Source organism: Microvirga flocculans ATCC BAA-817, from assembly GCF_000518665.1.
Taxonomy (GTDB): domain Bacteria; phylum Pseudomonadota; class Alphaproteobacteria; order Rhizobiales; family Beijerinckiaceae; genus Microvirga; species Microvirga flocculans.
On the sequence record NZ_JAEA01000001.1, the window covers coordinates 275071 to 294168 of the forward strand.

The following is a 19098-nucleotide window of genomic DNA, read 5'->3' on the forward strand; positions in this document are numbered from 1 at the left end:
CTCTCATCGCTTGCCGGCGGCGAGGCATGTCTCGGCCTCGGCAATCGCCTGCGGCTCTCCAACATGCAGCCATTGTCCCTCCATGCACAAGCCGTAGAGGCGGCCCTTCGCGATGGCGCGGTCGTAGAAGGCATTGGCGGAGAAGGCTCCGTCGGGCGTGCCGTGAACGAGTTCCGGCTTCACGATGGCCACGCCCGCATAGGCGAAAGGAGCGCTCGGATCCGTTCCGCGGCGGCGCAGGAGGCCGCTTTCGTCCATGTGAAAATCGCCGGGCCCTTCGAATCCGATGCTTGTGGATAAAGGCGCCACGAGCATCAGGATGTCCATCCGCTCCGGGTCCCAGGCCTTCACGAGGCGCTTGAGGTTGGGCTCCTCACCCTCGATCCAGAGCGAATCGGAGTTGAAGGTGATGAAGGGCTCGTCGCCCAAAAGCGGCAGGGCCTTCTTCACGCCGCCGCCGGTTTCCAGGAGTTCGGCGCGCTCGTCCGAGATGACGATGCGCGGCATCGTGCGGGTCCGCAGATGCGCCTCGAGCATGTCGGCGAAGTGATGCACGTTCACCACCACCGACTCGATGCCCGCCTCGTGGAGCTTGTCGAGGGTGAAGTCGATGAGGCTCCTTCCCGCCACCTTCACGAGAGGCTTCGGCATGGTCGCCGTGATCGGCAGCATGCGCTTGCCTAAGCCTGCGGCGAGGACGATGGCTCGATGAGGGGCACGCGGAAAGGTCTGGGACAAGGATCGGGCTCAGGATGAGGAAGGCTCGTCATCCGCATGCGGGATGAGCCTCGGCAGATATTTCTCATACCAGCCTTTGAGCTTCCCCAGGGCCGGATGGGCGAGGTTGCGGATGAGATAGGCCTCGATCCGCGGCAGGTGCTTGAGGTAATGCGGCTTGCCGTCCCGCCGGTCGAGGCGCGCGAAGATGCCGAGGATCTTGGTGGCGCGCTGCCCCGCTATGATGGCGTAGGCGCGGGCGAAGGCCGACACGTCGAAATCGGGATCCGCGCTCTTCCGCTCGCGGGCATAGAGGCCGATGAGCTTCAGCTCGAGTTCCGGCGGCACGGTCACGCGCGCATCCTGCAGGAGCGAGGCGACGTCGTAGGCGGGCGAGCCCAGCACCGCGTCCTGGAAATCGATCAGGCCGACGCGCTGCAAACCCTGGCGCTCCGGCAGCCAGATCAGGTTGGGCGAATGGTAGTCGCGCAGGGTCCAGGTGGCGGGGGCGGACAGCACCTCGCCCAGGGTCTCGGTCCAGAGATTGACGAATTCCGCGCGGGCCGAGCCGGAGAGATGCGTGCCGATGATGTGCGGCACATACCAGTCGAGCAGCAGCTCCACCTCGATGAGGAGCGCTTCGAGGTCGTAGGGCGGGATCGCGTGATCGATGCCCTCGGCCACGGGCAGGACCTGCGGCAGGGTGTGGCCGTGGAGCTGCGCCAGGAGCCGCGTGGCCTCTGCGTAGCGCTCCGGGATCGGGCCGTCCGCGTCGGCGAAGGGTTCCGAGCCGAGGTCCTCGATGAGGAGGAGGCCAGCCTCCAGGTCCTCGCCGTAGATATACGGGGCGCTGTAGCCAAGGGCGCGCAGGCCCTTGTCCATGGCCACGAACGCATGGACGGTCTCGGCGAGCTTCGCGATGGTGGTGTAGGGCTTGCCGCGCCTGACCGCGGGCCCGACCGGGCGCGGCGGCGAGATCATCAGGAGCGCGGTTTCGCCAGTCGGCTTCACGAGGTGCTCGTAGGACCGGATCACAGAGGCATCGCTCGGCATGGGCTGGCGCTTGGCATCGCCCCAGCCGCAGCGCTCCACGAGATTCCGGTAGGCCTTCATGCGCTGGAGGCGGGAGGCGAAGGCGCCCGTGCCGGTGAGCATGGCGAGCCGCCCCCTGCCCTGGCTGCCGGGGGCGAAATCCAGGCGGATGTCGAGATGCTCGGGTTTGAGCGCATCCTCGGCCCGTTCCGGCCATTCCACGAGGGCGATGGCGTTCTCCGTCATCTCGTCCCAGCCGAGCTCCGTCAGCTCGTAGCCGCCGGAGAGACGGTAGAAATCCGCATGGACGATGGGGCATTGCGGGCCGTCATAGACCTGCATCAGGGTGAAGGTCGGGCTCGGAACCTCGAGCTCCGCATCGCCTGCGAGAAGGCGCACCAGGGCGCGGGCGAGCGTGGTCTTGCCGGCGCCCAGGCCGCCGGAGAGGGTGACGAGATCGCCGGGCCGGAGCTCCTCGGCCAGGACCTTCGCGAAGCGCTCCGTCGATTCGTGGTCGGGAAGCCTCACGATCCATGCGGCCTGCAAAATTTCCTGCTCGGGCATGAGAGCCAATCCATTCACCATCGCTGTTCCTATTCGGCTGCGATTGGAGTTAGCGCAGATTGCCCGGATCGGCCATCCGAAGGCGTCTCATGTCGCTCATTGGGGAAGATGCAGGTCACCGTGGTGCCCATCCCCGGAGCGGACGCCACGTCGATGCGGCCGCCATGCAGCTCCACGAAGGAGCGCACGATGGAGAGGCCCAGGCCCACGCCGCGGTGGCGGGTGCCCAGCGTGTGGCTTTCGAAGCGCTCGAAGATCCGCGCCTTGATCTCGGCCGGGATGCCGAGCCCCTGGTCCTTCACCTCGAAGATCACCTCGCCGCCGCGCTTGCGGGCCGAGACGGTGATCGTCTGGCCGGGGGACGAGAAGCCGACCGCGTTGGAGAGCAGGTTGAACAGGATCTGACGCACGCGCTTGCCGTCGGCGACGAAGGTGCCGATGTCGTCCGGCGCATCGATCACCACCTTCAGCGCCGATTCGGCGAGCCGGTCCTCCAGGCCGCGCATGGCGGCCTCGATGGTGGAGCGGATGTCCACGATTTCCGGCGTCAGCTCCAGCGAACCGGTGTCGATGGAGGCGAGGTCGAGAATGTCGTTGAGGATCGCCAGCAGCGATGCCGACGAGCGCATGATGTGATCGGCGTAATCGCGCTGGCGCGGGTTGAGCGCGCCCACCGTCTCGTCGCCGAGAAGCTGCGTGAAGCCGATGATGTTGGTGAGCGGCGAGCGCAGCTCGTAGGAGACGTGATGGACGAATTCGTCGCGCAGCCGCGAGGCGCGCTCCAGCGCCTCGTTGCGCTCGGTCAGCGCGCGCTCCACGTTCACGCTCGCGGTCACGTCGGTGAAGCTCAGGAGCGTCGCGCCGTCCGGCAGGGGCTGCGCGGTGCAGTCGAGGGATGAGCCGTCCTGCCGTTCGATCCGGCAGGACAGGCCCATGCGCATGTCGGCAAGACCCGCCACGGCGCCGCGAATGTCGATCCAGGGCTCGTCCTGCGGCGCCATGGGGCGGCAGGCCCTGATGATCGTGTCGATATGCGGGTTCTCGGCCGTCATCTCGGAGGAGAGATTCCACATGTCGGCGAAGGCGCGGTTGTGCAGCTTGAGGCGTCCGTCCGAGCCGAACACGGCGACACCCTCCTTCAGGGTGTCGAGGGTTTCGCTCTGCACGCGGGTCAGCGAATGGACCTGCGAGGCCAGCTCGAAACGCTCGCTCACGTCGTCGAAGAGATAGGTCACGCCGCCCTGGGGATTGGGGTTGATGACCACGCGCAGGGTGCGCCGGTCCGGCAGGTGCCACCAGATCTGCTGCTGCTCCACGGAGCGGTAGCCTTGCAGGAAATCGGCCTTCCAGGCGCGGAAATCCGCCTGTTCGGGAAGCTTGCGCGCCGCGCGCAGCCTGTCGAGAACCTCGCTGTCCGTGGGGCGCGAGGCGAGGAAGGCGGCATCGAGGCCCCAGAGCTGCTGATAGGCGGCGTTGCTGAAGATGAGGTTCTGCGATCCGTCGAAGATGGCGACCGCCGTGGGCAGCTGATCGAGGGTGCGCACATGGGCGTCCATCTGGCGCTGCAGGTCGGTGCGGACCGCTTCCAGCTCCGACACGTCGACGGCGATGCCCGCGCAGCCGCCGGCGGTGGGACGCTCGATCACGTCGAGCACCGCGCGATGGCCGGCCACCACGGCGGTCACGCGGCCCGAGAAGGTGGCGCCGGCCTGGCGGCTGCGGCGGGCCTCTTCGCGGGTCGGCGCGCTCAGGAGTTCGAGGGAACGGTTGATTGCATCGTCGAGGTCGCGGGCTTCGACCGAACGCAGATAGGCCTGGTTCGCCCAGAGCAGCCGGTCCTCCATGTCGCGGATCCAGAGAGGATAAGCCACGTCGTCGAGGAGCATGGTCATGGAGCGCAGGTCGCTGCGCGCCGTCGCCAAGTTGGCCTGCGTCCTCAGGAGCTCGGCCCGGTCGCCGGTCACGTCCCGCAGGCGCAGGATCGCCCGTCCGCCGATGGTGCGTCCCTCCACGTCGATGAAGCGGTTGCCGAGGCCCCGTGCCGTCAGGCGGAAGGCCTGTCCCCGATCCTTGAGCTGCTCCAGGGCGCTTTCCACGCTGGCGGCATCGGCGGCGGAAAGCCACGTGCCGAAGGCCAGGGCGCGCTGCGCGGGCGCGTTCTCTCCGATGATGGAAGGATCGCCCTGGAAGCGCGGTTCCCCGTCGCGTCCGTTCCAGCTCACCAGGAGCTGCCGCTCCGAACCCATGAGGAGGGCGGCGAGGTCGTCCGCGCCGCGCAGCGCCGCGATCTCGTTGCGCAGGGTTCGCTCCATGCGGGCCGAGCGCTTCTGCTCGCGCATCAGGAGCATGGCCGTGGTGGTCGAAAAGGCGAGGAGCCCCATGAAGAGGCCGAAATAGACGGCGTTGTGCAGGTCGAGGCCGTGCAGGAAGCCGATGAGGTCCGAGGCCTCCTCCGCGAAGGGCAGATTCAGGGTGCTGGCGAGCGCCGCCTTCGAGGTTCCGGCGAGCAGCACCAGGGACAGGGGCATGCGGCCCGAGCCGACGGGAGAGCCTCTCCTGTCCTTGCTGCCGTCCTGACGCTCCCCGTGCCCGGCCATGCCGTGCTGCCCTTCCTTCTTCGGCGGCCCGACGAACAGGCCAAGTTGGATCAATCCCCGGCTGCGCTGCTCAACGCCACAGAGGTCAACCGTCTACGCATGAACGGAACTGCCGGCGCAGGTTTGAGGCCGAAGCACAGCCGGTCGATTCGCGTTCACTCTAGACCACCCCCGACTCCGCCAGGAAGAGGGTTAACACGCGCTTAAACTTCCTTTGGAGAAGCTGTGCGCAATTCGTCGAACCATATTGCATTTGTGACACACACATGCCGCTGCGACAGAGGGCTCGATTCGACGAAGGGCAGGCCAAAGAAAAAGCCCGGCCTGAGGCCGGGCTTCCCTCTTTCGTCCAGAATCTGCGAACCGGTCAGTAGCGGTAGTGGTCCGGCTTGAACGGGCCAGTTTCCTTGACGCCGATATAGGACGCCTGGTCGGGACGCAGCTTGGTGAGCTTCACGCCGATCTTCTCCAGGTGCAGGGCGGCGACCTTCTCGTCCAGGTGCTTGGGCAGGGTGTAGACCTTGCGCTCGTACTTGCCCTGGTTGGCGAAGAGCTCGATCTGGGCGAGGGTCTGGTTCGTGAACGAGGCCGACATCACGAAGGACGGATGGCCCATGGCGTTGCCGAGATTCACGAGGCGGCCTTCCGAGAGCAGGATGATGCGGTGCCCGTCGGGGAACTCGATCTCGTCCACCTGCGGCTTCACGTTGTTCCACTTGAGGTTCTTGAGAGCCGCGACCTGGATCTCGTTGTCGAAGTGGCCGATGTTGCAGACGATGGCCCGGTCCTTCATCGCGCGCATGTGCTCGATGGTGATCACGTCCTTGTTGCCGGTGGCGGTGACGAAGATGTCGGCGCGGGGAGCCGCGTCTTCCATCGTCGTGACCTCATAGCCCTCCATGGCGGCCTGGAGCGCGCAGATCGGATCGACCTCCGAAACCAGCACGCGGCAGCCGGCCTGACGGAGCGAAGCGGCGGAGCCCTTGCCCACGTCGCCGAAGCCCGCGACCATGGCGACCTTGCCGGCCATCATCACGTCCGTGCCACGGCGAATGCCGTCGACGAGGGACTCGCGGCAGCCGTAGAGATTGTCGAACTTCGACTTCGTCACCGAGTCGTTCACGTTGATCGCAGGGAAGAGGAGCTTGCCCTCCTTCTCCATGATGTAGAGGCGGTGCACGCCGGTGGTGGTCTCTTCCGACACGCCCTTGATGGAGGCGGCGAGCTTCGCGAACCAGCCCTTCGGCTTCTCGGAGAGCAGGCGCTTGATCAGCGCGAAGAAGACCTCTTCCTCTTCCGATCCCGGCTTGTCGAGGAAGGCCACGTCGCCCTGCTCGGCGCGCAGGCCCATATGGACCAGCATGGTCGCGTCGCCGCCGTCGTCGAGGATCATGTTCGGCATGCCGCCGTCGTGCCAGTCGAACAGCTTGGCGGTGTAGTCCCAGTATTCCTTCAGGGTCTCGCCCTTATAGGCGAAGACCGGGATGCCGGCGGCGGCGATGGCGGCGGCGGCGTGGTCCTGGGTCGAATAGATGTTGCAGGAGACCCAGCGGATGTCGGCGCCGAGAGCCTTGAGCGTCTCGATCAGCACCGCGGTCTGGATGGTCATGTGGAGGGAGCCGGCGATGCGGGCGCCCTTCAGGGGCTGCTTCGGGCCGTATTCCTCGCGGACGGCCATGAGGCCCGGCATCTCGGTTTCCGCGATCGAGATTTCCTTGCGGCCGAAATCGGCAAGGCCGATGTCTTTGACGATGTAATCCTGTGCCATGTTGGCCTCTTTCTCTGCGTCCATTCGGGTGGAATTGGCGCAGTCTCTACCAGAGAGCCGGGGCAGAGGCAATCAAGATATAAAGATGTCTTTATATGTTTTGCCGGTCACTCGTCCTCGCCGAACCGGTTGGCGAGGAGATCGTCGATGGCCTGGAGGCAGGCGGCTGCGTCCGCGCCCTTGGCGGTGACGGTGATCGTGGTGCCCTGGGCGGCCGCCAGGGTCAGGAGACCCATGATGGAGCGCCCGCCCACGGTCTCGCCGCACCGGGTCACGGTCACGTCGGCGTCGAAGCGCTCGACGGTCTGAACGAACTTGGCGGAGGCGCGGGCATGCAGGCCGCGGCGGTTGATGATGGGCAGTTCCCGGACCTCGGCCCCGTCGGGGATGGGAGCAGGGGGGCAGTCCTGATCGAGGGGCTGGTCCATGCTGGTCACTTTCCCGAGAGAACGCGCGAGGCGATGTTGATGTATTTGCGCCCGGCCTCCTGGGCATGGGACACCGCATCGGCCAGGGATTCCTCGTCGCGCACGCTGGCGAGCTTGATAAGCATGGGCAGGTTGATCCCGGCCACCACCTCGACGGAGCCGTTCATGCAGGACAGGGCCAGGTTCGAGGGGGTGCCCCCGAACATGTCCGTCAGAACCACAACCCCCTGGCCCGAATTGACCCGGCACACGGCGTCCATGATGTCCTTGCGCCGTGTTTCCATGTCGTCGTCGGGGCCGATCGTGATCGTTTCAAGCTGCTCCTGAGGTCCCACCACATGCTCGAGCGCCGCCTTGAATTCCGTCGCGAGCTGCCCGTGGGTGACGAGCACCATTCCAATCATAATGTTCCAGGTCCGAACGCTCCGAGAGCGGAGCCGCTATTTTGTGCACCGCGAAGCCAAGCGCAAGAGCAATGAGAGGAAAAGTTCATCACAGCGTCACCACCGTGTCGCAAACACCACTCAGGCAACCCAGCGCGATGTCCGCGGAGCTTGCCCCGGCCTGCATCCGGACGCGAGGGATCATGACGCCGCAGAGCGCGATGCGCCGGTCGCTGTCCTCGGGGTAGCGGGCCACGTCCTCGCAGAGGTCGATCACCAGGCGGATGATTGCGGCCGGCTCGAAGGGCCGGCGGACGATTCCGAGGCCGAAGATCTCGATGCAGCCGTCCAGGGGCTCGACCGGGCGGGCCAGGAGCCGTCCGTGCCGCGCCTCGATCCGGGTCCGGTCGTCGCTGACCAGCCGCCCGAAGCGGCCCGCCCGGAGGGCCAGCGATACCACCTCGCGGGCGAGGGTCGACTTGCCCGACCCCGATGCGCCCCGGATCAGGAGCCCCGCCTCGCCGACGAGCACGCAGCCCGCGTGGATCGTCTGCGGGGCGCTCAAGGCGCTCTCCTTCCCGGTTCGCGCCTGGCCTGTTCCTTGTCCTTCTTGCCCGGCTCCTTCTTGGCCTTCGCGCCCTCGATGGGAAGGCGGATGACGAACCGGGCACCGAGGCGCCTGGGCTCGCCGGTTTCATCGGGCGGGCCGAGCCGGTTCTCGGCCCGGATCGTGCCGCGATGGGCCTCGATGATCTGGCGGGAGATGGACAGGCCGAGGCCGGAATTCTGGCCGAAGCCCTGTTCGGGCCGGTCGGTGTAGAAGCGCTCGAAGATCCGGTCGAGGGCGTCCGGCTCGATGCCGGGGCCGCTGTCCTCCACCAGAATCTCCACCTCGTTGCGGCGTCGGCGCATCGAGACCTTCACCGTCTCGTCGGGGGGCGAGAAGGAGCGGGCATTGTCGATCAGGTTGTTGAGGACCTGGCCCAGGCGGCTGTCGTGGCCGAGCACCAGGAAGGCGTCGCGGTTCTTTCCCGCATTCTCGATGGCGAGGGCGATGAGGGGATCGTTCGCCTGCCGCCGCTCGTTGGCGACGGAGACCACCGCCTCGAGAAGGCGGGTCATGTCCACGGGCTCCGCGTCGGCCCGGGCGAGCTCCGCGTCGAGGCGGGAGGCGTCCGAGATGTCGCTGATCAGGCGGTCGAGGCGCTTCACGTCGTGCTGGATGATCGACAGGAGCCGCTGGCGGGATTCTTCGCTGCGGGCGAGCGGCAGGGTCTCCACCGCGCTGCGCAGGGAGGTGAGGGGGTTCTTCAGCTCGTGCGCCACGTCCGCCGCGAAGCTCTCGATGGCGTCGATGCGGTTGTAGAGCGCCTCGGTCATGTCGCGCAGCGCGCCCGAGAGGTGGCCGATCTCGTCGGCGCGATTGGTGAAGTCGGGAATTTCCTGGCGGGACTTGGTGCCCCAGCGCACCCGCTCGGCGGCCTCCGCCAGACGGCGCACCGGCCCGGCGATGGCGCCGGCCAGGAAGAGCGACAGGACGATCATGACCACGGCCGCCACCAGGAAGACCTGGAGCAGGGCGAAGCGCTCGGAGGCGATGATCGCGTCGATGTCGCCCTCCTGGGTCGAGAGCAGGAGCGCGCCCTGGATCGTGCGGAACCGCTGGACAGGCACGGCCACGGACACGATGGTTTCGCCGCGGCTGTTGATGCGCACCACGCTCGCCTGCTGGCCCGTGAAGGCCTGCTGGACCTCTGGCAGGGATTTGCCGTTGATCGGCCCGGCCTCCTCCAGCACCGGCCGCTTGGTGCGCCGGAACATCTTGCGGATGCTGTTCCATGTCCGCTCCATGGCGGTCATGGTGTCCTCCACGTTGGCGACGGGAGGAAGATCCATGCGCAGGATATCGCCGCGGGAATAGAACGACCGGGAATCGAGAAGCAGCATGCCGTCCCGGTCGAAGATCCGGGCGCGGGTCTTGGTGGGCGTCACCAGCCGGCGCAGGAGAGGGGCGACGCGCTCGGGATTGATGGAGAACTCGAGCGAGGAGAGGGATTCGTCGTTGAACCGCTCGGTCTCGCCGGCCTGCATCTGCAGGAGCTTTTCCGGATCGATCGTGATGGTGTTGGTCTCGACCGTCGCCGAGCTGGCGATGGCGCCGGCGATGATCTCGCCCTGCGTGAGCAGGCTCTGCACCCGGGCCTCGATGAGGCCCTCGCGGAACTGGTTGAGGTAGAGGAAGCCCACGAGCAGGGCGACGAGCCCGGCCAGGTTGAGCATCACGATCCGGCGCGTCAGGCTCGACGAGGCGCGCTGCACGAGCATGCGGCCGACATGCTTCAGCCGGGCCAGGACGCCCTGGGGGACGGGCGCATCGTCGAAGCCCGTCTCGGCGTGGATGGGGTCAGCCTTCATGCCGCTTGCTAACGCATCGGACCGGAATGGGGCACCGGGTCACGACCGTCCTTTCAGGTTGCTTGCGCCTTCAAAGCGTCAGGCTTCCTTGAAGCGGTAGCCCACGCCGTAGAGGGTCTCGATCATTTCGAAACTCGGGTCAACCGACTTGAACTTCTTGCGCAGGCGCTTGATGTGGCTGTCGATCGTCCGGTCGTCCACGTAGACCTGGTCGTCATAGGCCGCATCCATCAGCGCGTTGCGGCTTTTCACCACTCCCGGGCGCGTGGCGAGCGCCTGGAGGATCAGGAACTCCGTGACGGTCAGGGTCACCGGCTCGCCTTTCCAGGTGCAGGCATGGCGCTCGGGATCCATCTTGAGCTGGCCGCGCTCCAGGGCCTTCGCGTCGGTTTCCTTCGGGGTCGAGGTCTGGTCCTTGGGGGCGAAGCGGCGCAGGACCGCCTTCACGCGCTCGACCAGGAGGCGCTGGGAAAAGGGCTTCCGGATGAAGTCGTCGGCGCCCATCTTGAGGCCGAACAGCTCGTCGATCTCCTCGTCCTTCGAGGTCAGGAAGATCACGGGCAGGTCCGACTTCTGGCGCAGGCGGCGCAGCAGCTCCATGCCGTCCATGCGCGGCATCTTGATGTCGAAGATGGCCAGGTCCGGCGGGGCGTGCTTGAGGCCGTCCAGGGCCGAGGCCCCGTCGGTATAGGTCTGGATGCGGTAGCCCTCCGCCTCGAGGGCGATGGAAACAGAGGTCAGGATGTTGCGATCGTCATCGACAAGGGCGATCGTTGGCATGAACTCTTCCTTAGCTTGGCACGGACGATTGTCAGCTCTTTATGGTCGTCTGACAACGCAGGAGGCCCTAAAACGTCCCCAACTGCGCCTTTCTCGTGGCGTAAATATGAATTTTGATGGTGGCCTTCCTCGGGGAACGACCGGGATCGGCCATAAAGTGGTGTCTACAGGCGCCCGGTTCAACCTGAGATGAACGGTCCATGACGGATCGGACGGGAAAGGCCGGGCCTTTCCGGGGCTGATGTTCTGGCAGGATTCCCGGGCGGCGATCAGCCTGTCCCGCGCGAATTTCCCGTCCGGGACCCCGTCAATCCTACGAAAGAATTCTCCAAAACCCTGAAAATTGGGGAGAATGGGCCTCATGGAGGTCTGGCTTCTGCAAAAATAGAATGCGATGAAACGACCCGAGTTGACGGTACCGGCAATTGACCTAAAGAAAGTCCTTATGCTCAAGCGAGGCGTCAAGGCAGTGCTGGGCCTGACTTGTTTGACCCTACCCATGTGACGGCCATCGGACGGCGGCACATCCGGCTGCGCGGTGACTGGCAATCAGGAGAAGTCTTCCGTGGAAAATATCGGCGTTTTCAACAGCGCGCAGGGCGCTGAGGCCATCGGTCTCCGCAATCTCAAACGGATCTACTGGAATCTCGAGGCGCCTGCGCTCTACGAGCAGTCCCTCATCCGGGGGGAAACCAAGCTCGTGAAGGGCGGCGCCCTTCTGGCCGAGACCGGCGTGCATACGGGCCGTTCGCCCAAGGACAAGTTCGTGGTGCGCGACGATACCACGGAAAGCACCGTCTGGTGGGACAACAACGGCGCCATCACTCCGGGCCATTTCGACGCTCTCCTGGAGGATTTCCTGTCCCATGCCAAGGGCAAGGAGCTGTTCGCCCAGGACCTCTACGGCGGTGCCGATCCGACCTACCGGGTCAAGGCGCGGGTCTTCACGGAATACGCCTGGCACTCCCTCTTCATCCGCAACCTCCTGATCCGTCCCGAGATGGGAGAGCTCGCCGATTACGTGCCGGGCCTGACCATCATCGACCTGCCCTCCTTCAAGGCCGATCCCGCCCGCCACGGCTGCCGCAGCGAGACGGTCATCGCCTGCGACTTCAAGCGCAGGATCGTGCTCATCGGCGGCACGTCCTATGCCGGCGAGATGAAGAAGTCGGTCTTCACCTATCTCAACTACGTGCTGCCCGCCTCGAACGTCATGCCCATGCACTGCTCCGCCAATGTGGGCCATGAGGGCGACGTGGCCGTGTTCTTCGGCCTCTCGGGCACCGGCAAGACCACCCTCTCGGCCGACCCGAACCGCATCCTGCTCGGCGACGATGAGCACGGCTGGGGCCCGAACGGCGTCTTCAACTTCGAGGGCGGCTGCTACGCCAAGACCATCCGCCTTTCCCGCGAGGCCGAGCCCGAGATCTTCTCCACCACCGAGCGCTTCGGCACGGTGCTGGAGAACGTGACCGTCGACCCGACCACGCGCATCCCAGATTTCGACGACGCGTCGAAGACGGAGAACACGCGCTGCGCCTATCCGCTCGACTTCATCCCCAATGCGAGCCCGACGGGCCGGGCGGGCATTCCGAAGAACATCGTGATGCTGACCTGCGACGCCTTCGGCGTGCTGCCTCCCATCGCGAAGCTGACGCCTGCGGAAGCCATGTATCACTTCCTCTCCGGCTACACCGCGAAGGTGGCGGGCACGGAGAAGGGCGTGAAGGACCCGGAGGCCACCTTCTCGACCTGCTTCGGCGCGCCCTTCATGCCGCGTCACCCGTCCGTCTACGGCAACCTGCTGCGCGACCTCATCGCCAAGCACCATGTGGATTGCTGGCTCGTCAACACGGGCTGGACCGGCGGCAAGTACGGCGTCGGCCGCCGCATGCCGATCCGCGTCACCCGCCGCCTGCTCACGGCGGCCTTGGACGGATCGCTCTCCAAGGCGGATTTCCGCCGCGATCCCTATTTCGGATTCGCGGTCCCGACCTCGGTGCCCGGCGTCGAGCCGCACATCCTGTATCCGGTGAAGACCTGGCAGAACAAGGCGGAGTTCGCCGAGACGGCCAAGCGCCTCATCGACATGTTCAACGAGAACTTCAAGCGATTCGAGAGCCACGTGGATTCCGACGTGCGCTCCGCGGCCCCGCAGATGTCGGTGGCGGCCTGAGAGGTCAGGTTATCTCTCACCTGAAATCGTGTAAAAGGCGGCCCATGGCCGCCTTTTCCATGTCAGGCTCCCGATGACCGACACCGACCTCGCCCTCTTGGATCTTTTGTCCGCGCGCCTGGGAAGCGGTCACGTCATCCGCGATCCCGCCGCCATGGAGAGCTATCTCACCGAGGAGAGAAAGCTCTATCGCGGCGCGGCCATGGCCGTCCTGCGCCCCGGCAGCACGGAGGACGTCGCCTTCGCGGTCCGTGCATGCGCCAAGGCGCATGTGGCCGTCGTGCCGCAGGGCGGGAACACGGGGCTGGTGGGCGGCGGCGTGCCGCACAAGGGGATTGTCCTGTCGCTCGCCCGGCTCGACCGGATCCGCGAGGTCGATGCGTTCAACGCCACCATCACCGCCGAGGCCGGGTGCATCCTGAAGACGGTGCAGGACGAGGCGGAGAAGGTCGATTGCCTCTTCCCCCTGTCCCTGGCCTCCGAGGGCTCCTGCCGGATCGGCGGCAACATCGCCTCCAATGCGGGCGGCACCGCCGTGCTGCGCTACGGCAACATGCGCGATCTCGTCCTCGGGCTCGAAGTCGTGCTCGCCGACGGGCGGATCTGGAACGGGCTCAAAGGGCTGCGCAAGGACAACGAGGGCTATGACCTGAAGAACCTCTTCATCGGGTCGGAAGGAACCCTCGGGATCGTCACGGCCGCGGTGCTGAAGCTCTTCCCGCGGCCCAAGGCCCGCGCCGTCGCCTTCGCGGGCTGCGCTTCTCCGCATGCGGCGCTCGCCCTCTTCGAGAGCCTGCGCCGGCAAACGGGCGACCAGCTCACGGCCTTCGAGTACATGCCGCGCTTCGCCCTGGAGATCGTCCTCAAGCACGCGGCGGGGGCGGTCCGCCCGCTTGCGGGCGATCATGCCGCCTATGCCCTGATCGAGCTGTCCTCGCCCGATCCCGAGATCGACCTCTCCAAGCGCCTGGAGAGGGTGCTGGGATCGGCCCTGGAGGCCGGGATCGTCGAGGATGCGTCCATCGCCGCGAGCGAGGCCCGGAACGCCGCGCTCTGGCACCTGCGCGAGAGCCTGCCGCACGTGCAGAGGATCGAGGGCGGGTCGATCAAGCACGACGTCGCCGTTCCCGTGTCCAGGATCGCGGATTTCATCGTCGCCGCGAGCGCGGCCTGCGAGCAGGCGCTGCCCGGCGTGCGCGTCTGCGCCTTCGGCCATTTCGGTGACGGCAACATCCATTTCAACCTGAGCCAGCCCGTCGGCATGGACAAGGCGGCGTTCCTCGCCCAGTGGAAACGGTTCAACCGGATCGTCCACGACATCGTGCACGGCATGAACGGCTCGATCGCCGCCGAGCACGGGGTCGGCCTCATCAAACGCGACGAGCTGGCCCGCTACAAGGATCCGGTCGCCCTGGAGCTGATGAAAACGCTTAAAGTAGCGCTCGATCCACAGAACATCCTGAACCCCGGCAAGGTCGTGGCGCTGGGCGCGGACGCGCCGCCTTCCCTGCCTGTCGCGCAGTGACCCCGAAACAGCTGTCGGGAAGGCGCGGCGCAGGGGGCCGCCTGCCTTGACCCGCCCGCCCCCGTGCCTACGATGGCGCTGCCGGAAAGGGAAACCGGCGAATGCCGGTCAATACATCCCTGAAGAGGAAGGAAGCCCAGTGGCCTCGGTCGAGATTCGCAACATCCGCAAGAACTTCGGACCGGTATCGGTCATCCAGGATGTGTCCATCGACATTCAGGACGGGGAGTTCGTCACCCTCGTCGGCCCGTCCGGCTGCGGCAAGTCCACGTTGCTGCGCATGATCGCGGGGCTGGAAGACATTTCCGGCGGCGAATTGCGGATCGGCCCGCGGGTGGTCAACGGCGTGCCGCCGAAGGAGCGCGACATCGCCATGGTGTTCCAGAACTACGCGCTCTACCCGCACATGACGGTGGCCGACAACATGGCCTTCTCGCTCAAGCTCAAGCGCGCGCCCAAGGCCGAGATCAAGGCGCGCGTGGACCGCGCCGCCGAAATCCTCGGGCTCTCCAAGCTCCTCGACCGCTATCCGCGCCAGCTCTCCGGCGGCCAGCGCCAGCGCGTGGCCATGGGCCGCGCCATCGTGCGCGATCCGCAGGTCTTCCTGTTCGACGAGCCGCTCTCCAATCTCGACGCCAAGCTGCGCGTGCAGATGCGCACGGAGATCAAGGCCCTCCACCAGCGGCTCAGGACGACCACGATCTACGTGACCCACGACCAGATCGAGGCCCTGACCATGGCCGACAAGATCGTGGTGATGCATGACGGCGTGGTCGAGCAGATCGGCGCGCCGCTCGAGCTCTACGACCGCCCGGCCAATCTCTTCGTCGCGGGCTTCATCGGCTCGCCCGCCATGAACTTCCTCAAGGGCCGTCTCCAGGGCGGGCGCTTCATCGCCGGGGATGGCACCGCGCTTCCCGTCGCCCATGCGCCGGAGGCGTCGGACGGGCGGCCGGTCGTCTACGGCATCCGGCCTGAGCATTTCATGCTGGATGAAACCAACGGCCTGCCGGCGGAGGTCGCCGTGGTCGAGCCGACGGGCTCGGAAACCCAGGTCTTCGCCAGGCTCGGCGGCGCCGATGTGGTGGGCGTGTTCCGCGAGCGCATCGACGCCCGCCCGGGCCAGCAGATCCGCCTCACCCCCGATCCGCGCCTCGTTCACCTTTTCGACGAGCAGACCGGCCAGCGCCTTTGAGGCGACGCCGAGCGGTCGACACGGCCATGGACGTCCTCGTCATCGGAGCGGGCGTGGTCGGGCTTGCCGTTGCGCGCGCCCTCGCCCTTCGCGGTCACGGCGTGATCCTCGCCGAGGCCACCGGAGGCATCGGCAACGGAATCTCCTCGCGCAACAGCGAGGTGATCCATGCGGGCATGTACTATCCGGAAAACTCCCTTCGCGCGTGCCACTGCGTCGGCGGGCGCCGCATGCTCTACGCCTTCTGCGAGAGCCACGGCGTGCCGCTTAAGAAATGCGGCAAGCTCATCGTGGCGACGAACGATCTCGAACAGGCCAAGATCGAGGGCATCTACGCGCAGGGCCTCGAAAACGGCGTGGAGGGGCTGTCCCTCCTGAGCGGCGAGGAGGCGCGGGCGCTGGAGCCGAACCTGTCCTGCACCGGCGCTGTGCTGTCGCGGGAGACCGGCATCGTCGACAGCCACGCGCTTATGCTGGCGCTTCAGGGCGACCTGGAGAATGCGGGCGGCGTCATCGCCTTCCATGCGCCCGTCGAGCGCATGGCGCGGGAGGGCGCGTCCTGGCGCGTCGAGGTCGACGGCGCGGAGCCTGGCGAACTCGGCGTCGATGCGGTGGTGAACGCGGCGGGCCTCGGGGCCCAGGCGCTCGCCCGCGCGACGGACGATTACCCGCCCGGGCGCGTGCCGCCGCGCGTGCTCGCCAAGGGCAATTACTTCGGCTGCCTCGGCAAGCCCGCCTTCTCGCGCCTCATCTATCCTGCGCCCGTCGATGGCGGGCTGGGAACGCATGTGACCCTCGATCTCTCCGGCCGCATGCGCTTCGGGCCCGACGTCGAATGGGTCGAGCGCGAGGATTACGAGGTCGATCCGCGCCGCGCGGAGAGCTTCTACGCCTCCATCCGCCGCTACTGGCCGGGGCTGCCCGACGGCGCCTTGGTTCCCGATTATGCCGGCATCCGGCCGAAGCTCACCGGGCCGGGGGAGAAGACGGCGGATTTCATGATCGACGGCCCGGCGGAGCATGGCCTGCCCGGCCTCGTCCATCTCTTCGGCATCGAGAGCCCGGGGCTCACCGCGTGCCTTTCGCTCGCAGAGGACGTGGCGGACAGGCTCAGCGCTTGACGTCGGGTTTGCTCACCCCCTGAAGAAAAGCAGGGTCACGAGCAGGAAGGTCGGGATCAGGATGCCGCCCGACCAGAGCAGGTAGCCGAAGAAGCTCGGCATCTTCACGCCGCCTTCGCGGGCGATGGCATAGACCATGAAGTTGGGCGCGTTGCCGATATAGGAGTTCGCGCCCATGAACACGGCGCCCGCCGAGATCGCCGCGAGCGTCAGGGCCCCGCCGGTCATCAGCTGCTGCGGATCGCCGCCGGCGAGCTCGAAGAAGACGAGATAGGTCGGCGCGTTGTCGAGGAACGAGGACAGGCCTCCGGTCAGCCAGAAATAGGCGGCGTTGTTGGCGCTGCCGTCCGGGTTCGACACGAGCGCGACGAGCGGCGCGAAAGCGCCGTCCGCTCCGGCCTTCAGCATGGCGAGCACCGGGATGATGGCGATGAAGATGCCTGCGAAGAGTTTCGCCACTTCCTTGATCGGTCCCCAGGAGAAGCCGTTCTCCGCGCGGTTCGCCTTCGGTGTCATGGCGAGCGAGAGGACGGTGACCGCAATCATGATGAGGTCGCGCAGGGCATTGGCGAGCTCGATCTCGGTGCCGAGCACGGTGACGCGGCCCAGATCCACCGTCGCGCTCATGAGGATCGCGCCGATGATCGCCAGGATCAGCAGGAAGTTGACGCCGCCGACGAGGCGCACCGGATTGTCCGGCGTCGGATCGGGCCGCATGCGGCCTTCCCTGCGGTAGATCGCCATGTCGATGACGAAGAAGAGCGCCAGCAGGAGACTGCAGGCGAAGAGGGTTTCGGGAAAGAGATGCGTGGTCGTCCAGAAGAAGTCGACGCCGCGCAGGAAGCCGAGAAAGAGCGGCGGGTCGCCCAGGGGCGTGAGCGAGCCGCCGATGTTCGACACCAGGAAGATGAAGAACACGATCACGTGCACGTTGTGCCGCCGGTCGTCGTTCGCCCGCATGATCGGGCGGATCATCACCATGGAGGCGCCCGTGGTGCCGATGAAGCTCGCGAGCACCGTGCCGATGGCGAGCAGGATGGTGTTGGTGCCCGGCGCGCCGTGGATGTTGCCCCGCACCAGGATGCCGCCCGCCACCGTGAAGAGGGCGAGCAGGAGCAAAATGAACGGGATGTATTCCAGGAAGGCCGTGTGGGCGAGGGCGTGAACGGCTGCCATCGGGCCTGCCGCGACGGCCATGGGGATCAGAACCAGGAGCCCCCAGAGGGCCGCGATCTTGCCTTGGTGATGCTCCCAGAAATGAGGGGCCAGCAGCGGGAAGAGGGCTATGGAGAGCAGGATACCCGCGAAAGGCAGCGCCCAGACGAATCCGAGGCTCGCCCCATCGAGCTCCGCCGCAAGGACAACCTGGGGCGCAAGGGTCAGGGCGGCGGTCAGCGCCAGATGCGAAAGGCGAGGCATGCGTTCGGCTCCCCCGGAAGGCCGTTTGGGCCAGCTTGTTCTTCGATGATGGGAGATAGCTTTATGGGAACGGGTCGAAGGCCGCAACGGCTTGGCGTTAACCGCCTGTTCACGATAAGACAAAGATAGTACAACATCGTTACAAAGCTTGCCGCGCCAAGGGGTTGCCCAACCGATGTGCCGCTTTCTCGCCTATCAGGGAGAGCCGATCTTCCTCGACGAACTCGTCTGCGCCCCGGCCCATTCGCTGGTCCACCAGTCGCTGCATGCGGTCGAGGCCAAGACCGAGACGAACGGAGACGGTTTCGGCATCGGCTGGTACGGCGAGCGCGAGGAGCCGGGCGTCTATCGGGAGGTCCGTCCCGCCTGGTCCGACGAGAACCTGCGCAGCCTGTGCGAGCAGGTGCGCTCGCGGCTGTTCTTCGCCCATGTGCGCGCCTCGACCGGCACCTCGACCACGCGGGCCAACTGCCACCCCTTCGCCCATGGCCGCTATCTCTTCATGCATAACGGCCAGATCGGCGGCTACGGGCGCATCAAGCGCCGCCTCGAGGCGCTCATTCCCGACGAGCTCTACGACCGCCGTCTCGGCACCACCGACTCGGAGGCGATCTTCCTGGTCGCCCTTGCCAACGGGCTGTCCGAAGAGCCCGTCATGGCCATGGCGCGGACCCTGAAGACCGTGCGCGGTCTCATGGACGAGGCCGGAATCCAGGAAGCCCTGCGCTTCACCGCCGCCTTCACCGACGGCGAGAGCCTCTGGGCCTATCGCTGGGCCTGCGACGCCCGTCCGCCGACCCTCTATTTCCGCGAGGACAACGGCAACCTGCTCGTGGTCTCCGAGCCCATCGACGACAAGACGCGGGGCTGGCGCGAGGTGCCCAAGGGCTGCTGCCTCGCGGCGGAGAAGGGCAACGTCAGGGTGGAATGCCTGAACCAGGCCATGGGCTGCCTGGCGGCCTGAGCGCCCCGGAGAGG

15 protein-coding genes are annotated in these 19098 nt (G+C 66.5%); 5 read left to right on the top strand and 10 right to left on the bottom strand.

The window, feature by feature from the left end:
* Positions 1-3 precede the first annotated feature (3 nt).
* The 9 genes from L879_RS0101410 to L879_RS0101450 form a co-directional block, all read right to left on the bottom strand.
* Positions 4-738: a nucleotidyltransferase family protein gene (locus L879_RS0101410; RefSeq protein ID WP_027314542.1), complete on the bottom strand. Its 735-nt coding sequence runs from the start codon at positions 736-738 to the stop codon at positions 4-6.
* Positions 739-747: 9 nt separating this feature from the next.
* Positions 748-2313 carry a tRNA (adenosine(37)-N6)-threonylcarbamoyltransferase complex ATPase subunit type 1 TsaE gene (tsaE, locus tag L879_RS0101415; protein ID WP_035458477.1) on the bottom strand — a complete coding sequence of 522 codons (1566 nt, stop codon included), beginning with the start codon at positions 2311-2313 and terminating at the stop codon, positions 748-750.
* A gap of 29 nt (positions 2314-2342) precedes the next feature.
* Positions 2343-4841, bottom strand: a complete 2499-nt coding sequence (locus L879_RS0101420) for a sensor histidine kinase (protein WP_154664058.1) — start codon at positions 4839-4841, stop codon at positions 2343-2345.
* Positions 4842-5277: 436 nt separating this feature from the next.
* Entirely contained in the window at positions 5278-6678 is a 1401-nt protein-coding gene (ahcY, locus tag L879_RS0101425; RefSeq protein ID WP_027314545.1) for an adenosylhomocysteinase, read from the bottom strand.
* A gap of 107 nt (positions 6679-6785) precedes the next feature.
* The gene (locus L879_RS0101430) at positions 6786-7106 is read right to left on the bottom strand and encodes an HPr family phosphocarrier protein (protein ID WP_027314546.1); all 321 of its coding nucleotides are present in this window, start codon (positions 7104-7106) and stop codon (positions 6786-6788) included.
* A gap of 5 nt (positions 7107-7111) precedes the next feature.
* Entirely contained in the window at positions 7112-7510 is a 399-nt protein-coding gene (locus L879_RS0101435) for a PTS sugar transporter subunit IIA (RefSeq protein ID WP_027314547.1), read from the bottom strand.
* An 88-nt stretch (positions 7511-7598) separates the two neighbouring features.
* On the bottom strand, positions 7599-8054 hold the full coding sequence (locus L879_RS0101440; protein ID WP_027314548.1) for an HPr kinase/phosphorylase: 456 nt from the start codon (positions 8052-8054) through the stop codon (positions 7599-7601).
* The gene (locus tag L879_RS0101445) at positions 8051-9904 is read right to left on the bottom strand and encodes a sensor histidine kinase (RefSeq protein ID WP_027314549.1); all 1854 of its coding nucleotides are present in this window, start codon (positions 9902-9904) and stop codon (positions 8051-8053) included. The genes L879_RS0101440 and L879_RS0101445 overlap by 4 nt, the downstream gene beginning before the upstream one ends.
* Before the next feature lie 78 nt (positions 9905-9982).
* A complete protein-coding gene (locus L879_RS0101450) occupies positions 9983-10684 on the bottom strand; it encodes a response regulator transcription factor (RefSeq protein ID WP_027314550.1) in 702 nt (233 codons plus the stop codon).
* A gap of 565 nt (positions 10685-11249) precedes the next feature.
* Here L879_RS0101450 and L879_RS0101455 point away from each other — a divergent pair.
* From L879_RS0101455 to L879_RS0101470, 4 genes are all read left to right on the top strand, one after another.
* On the top strand, positions 11250-12860 hold the full coding sequence (locus L879_RS0101455; protein WP_027314551.1) for a phosphoenolpyruvate carboxykinase: 1611 nt from the start codon (positions 11250-11252) through the stop codon (positions 12858-12860).
* Positions 12861-12933: 73 nt separating this feature from the next.
* On the top strand, positions 12934-14385 hold the full coding sequence (locus L879_RS0101460; RefSeq protein ID WP_027314552.1) for an FAD-binding oxidoreductase: 1452 nt from the start codon (positions 12934-12936) through the stop codon (positions 14383-14385).
* Positions 14386-14524: 139 nt separating this feature from the next.
* Positions 14525-15580, top strand: a complete 1056-nt coding sequence (locus tag L879_RS0101465) for an ABC transporter ATP-binding protein (RefSeq protein ID WP_027314553.1) — start codon at positions 14525-14527, stop codon at positions 15578-15580.
* A gap of 26 nt (positions 15581-15606) precedes the next feature.
* Complete coding sequence (locus tag L879_RS0101470) at positions 15607-16701, top strand: NAD(P)/FAD-dependent oxidoreductase (RefSeq protein ID WP_027314554.1); 1095 nt, start codon at positions 15607-15609, stop codon at positions 16699-16701.
* Positions 16702-16713: 12 nt separating this feature from the next.
* On the opposite strand, the gene L879_RS0101475 is transcribed toward L879_RS0101470, so the two are convergent.
* Positions 16714-18120, bottom strand: coding sequence for a sodium:proton antiporter (locus tag L879_RS0101475; protein WP_027314555.1), 1407 nt, complete (start codon positions 18118-18120; stop codon positions 16714-16716).
* Positions 18121-18295: 175 nt separating this feature from the next.
* Here L879_RS0101475 and L879_RS0101480 point away from each other — a divergent pair, with 175 nt between their 5' ends.
* On the top strand, positions 18296-19084 hold the full coding sequence (locus tag L879_RS0101480; protein WP_027314556.1) for a class II glutamine amidotransferase: 789 nt from the start codon (positions 18296-18298) through the stop codon (positions 19082-19084).
* Positions 19085-19098 lie beyond the last annotated feature (14 nt).

Excerpts from the sequence above, each read along its gene's own strand:
- tsaE (WP_035458477.1), bottom strand. The coding sequence starts at position 2,313 with ATGCCCGAGCAGGAAATTTTGCAGGCCGCATGGATCGTGAGGCTTCCC.
- L879_RS0101420 (WP_154664058.1), bottom strand. The coding sequence starts at position 4,841 with ATGCCCCTGTCCCTGGTGCTGCTCGCCGGAACCTCGAAGGCGGCGCTC.
- ahcY (WP_027314545.1), bottom strand. The coding sequence starts at position 6,678 with ATGGCACAGGATTACATCGTCAAAGACATCGGCCTTGCCGATTTCGGC.
- L879_RS0101430 (WP_027314546.1), bottom strand. The coding sequence starts at position 7,106 with ATGGACCAGCCCCTCGATCAGGACTGCCCCCCTGCTCCCATCCCCGAC.
- L879_RS0101435 (WP_027314547.1), bottom strand. The coding sequence starts at position 7,510 with ATGATTGGAATGGTGCTCGTCACCCACGGGCAGCTCGCGACGGAATTC.
- L879_RS0101445 (WP_027314549.1), bottom strand. The coding sequence starts at position 9,904 with ATGAAGGCTGACCCCATCCACGCCGAGACGGGCTTCGACGATGCGCCC.
- L879_RS0101450 (WP_027314550.1), bottom strand. The coding sequence starts at position 10,684 with ATGCCAACGATCGCCCTTGTCGATGACGATCGCAACATCCTGACCTCT.
- L879_RS0101460 (WP_027314552.1), top strand. The coding sequence starts at position 12,934 with ATGACCGACACCGACCTCGCCCTCTTGGATCTTTTGTCCGCGCGCCTG.
- L879_RS0101470 (WP_027314554.1), top strand. The coding sequence starts at position 15,607 with ATGGACGTCCTCGTCATCGGAGCGGGCGTGGTCGGGCTTGCCGTTGCG.
- L879_RS0101475 (WP_027314555.1), bottom strand. The coding sequence starts at position 18,120 with ATGCCTCGCCTTTCGCATCTGGCGCTGACCGCCGCCCTGACCCTTGCG.
- L879_RS0101480 (WP_027314556.1), top strand. The coding sequence starts at position 18,296 with ATGTGCCGCTTTCTCGCCTATCAGGGAGAGCCGATCTTCCTCGACGAA.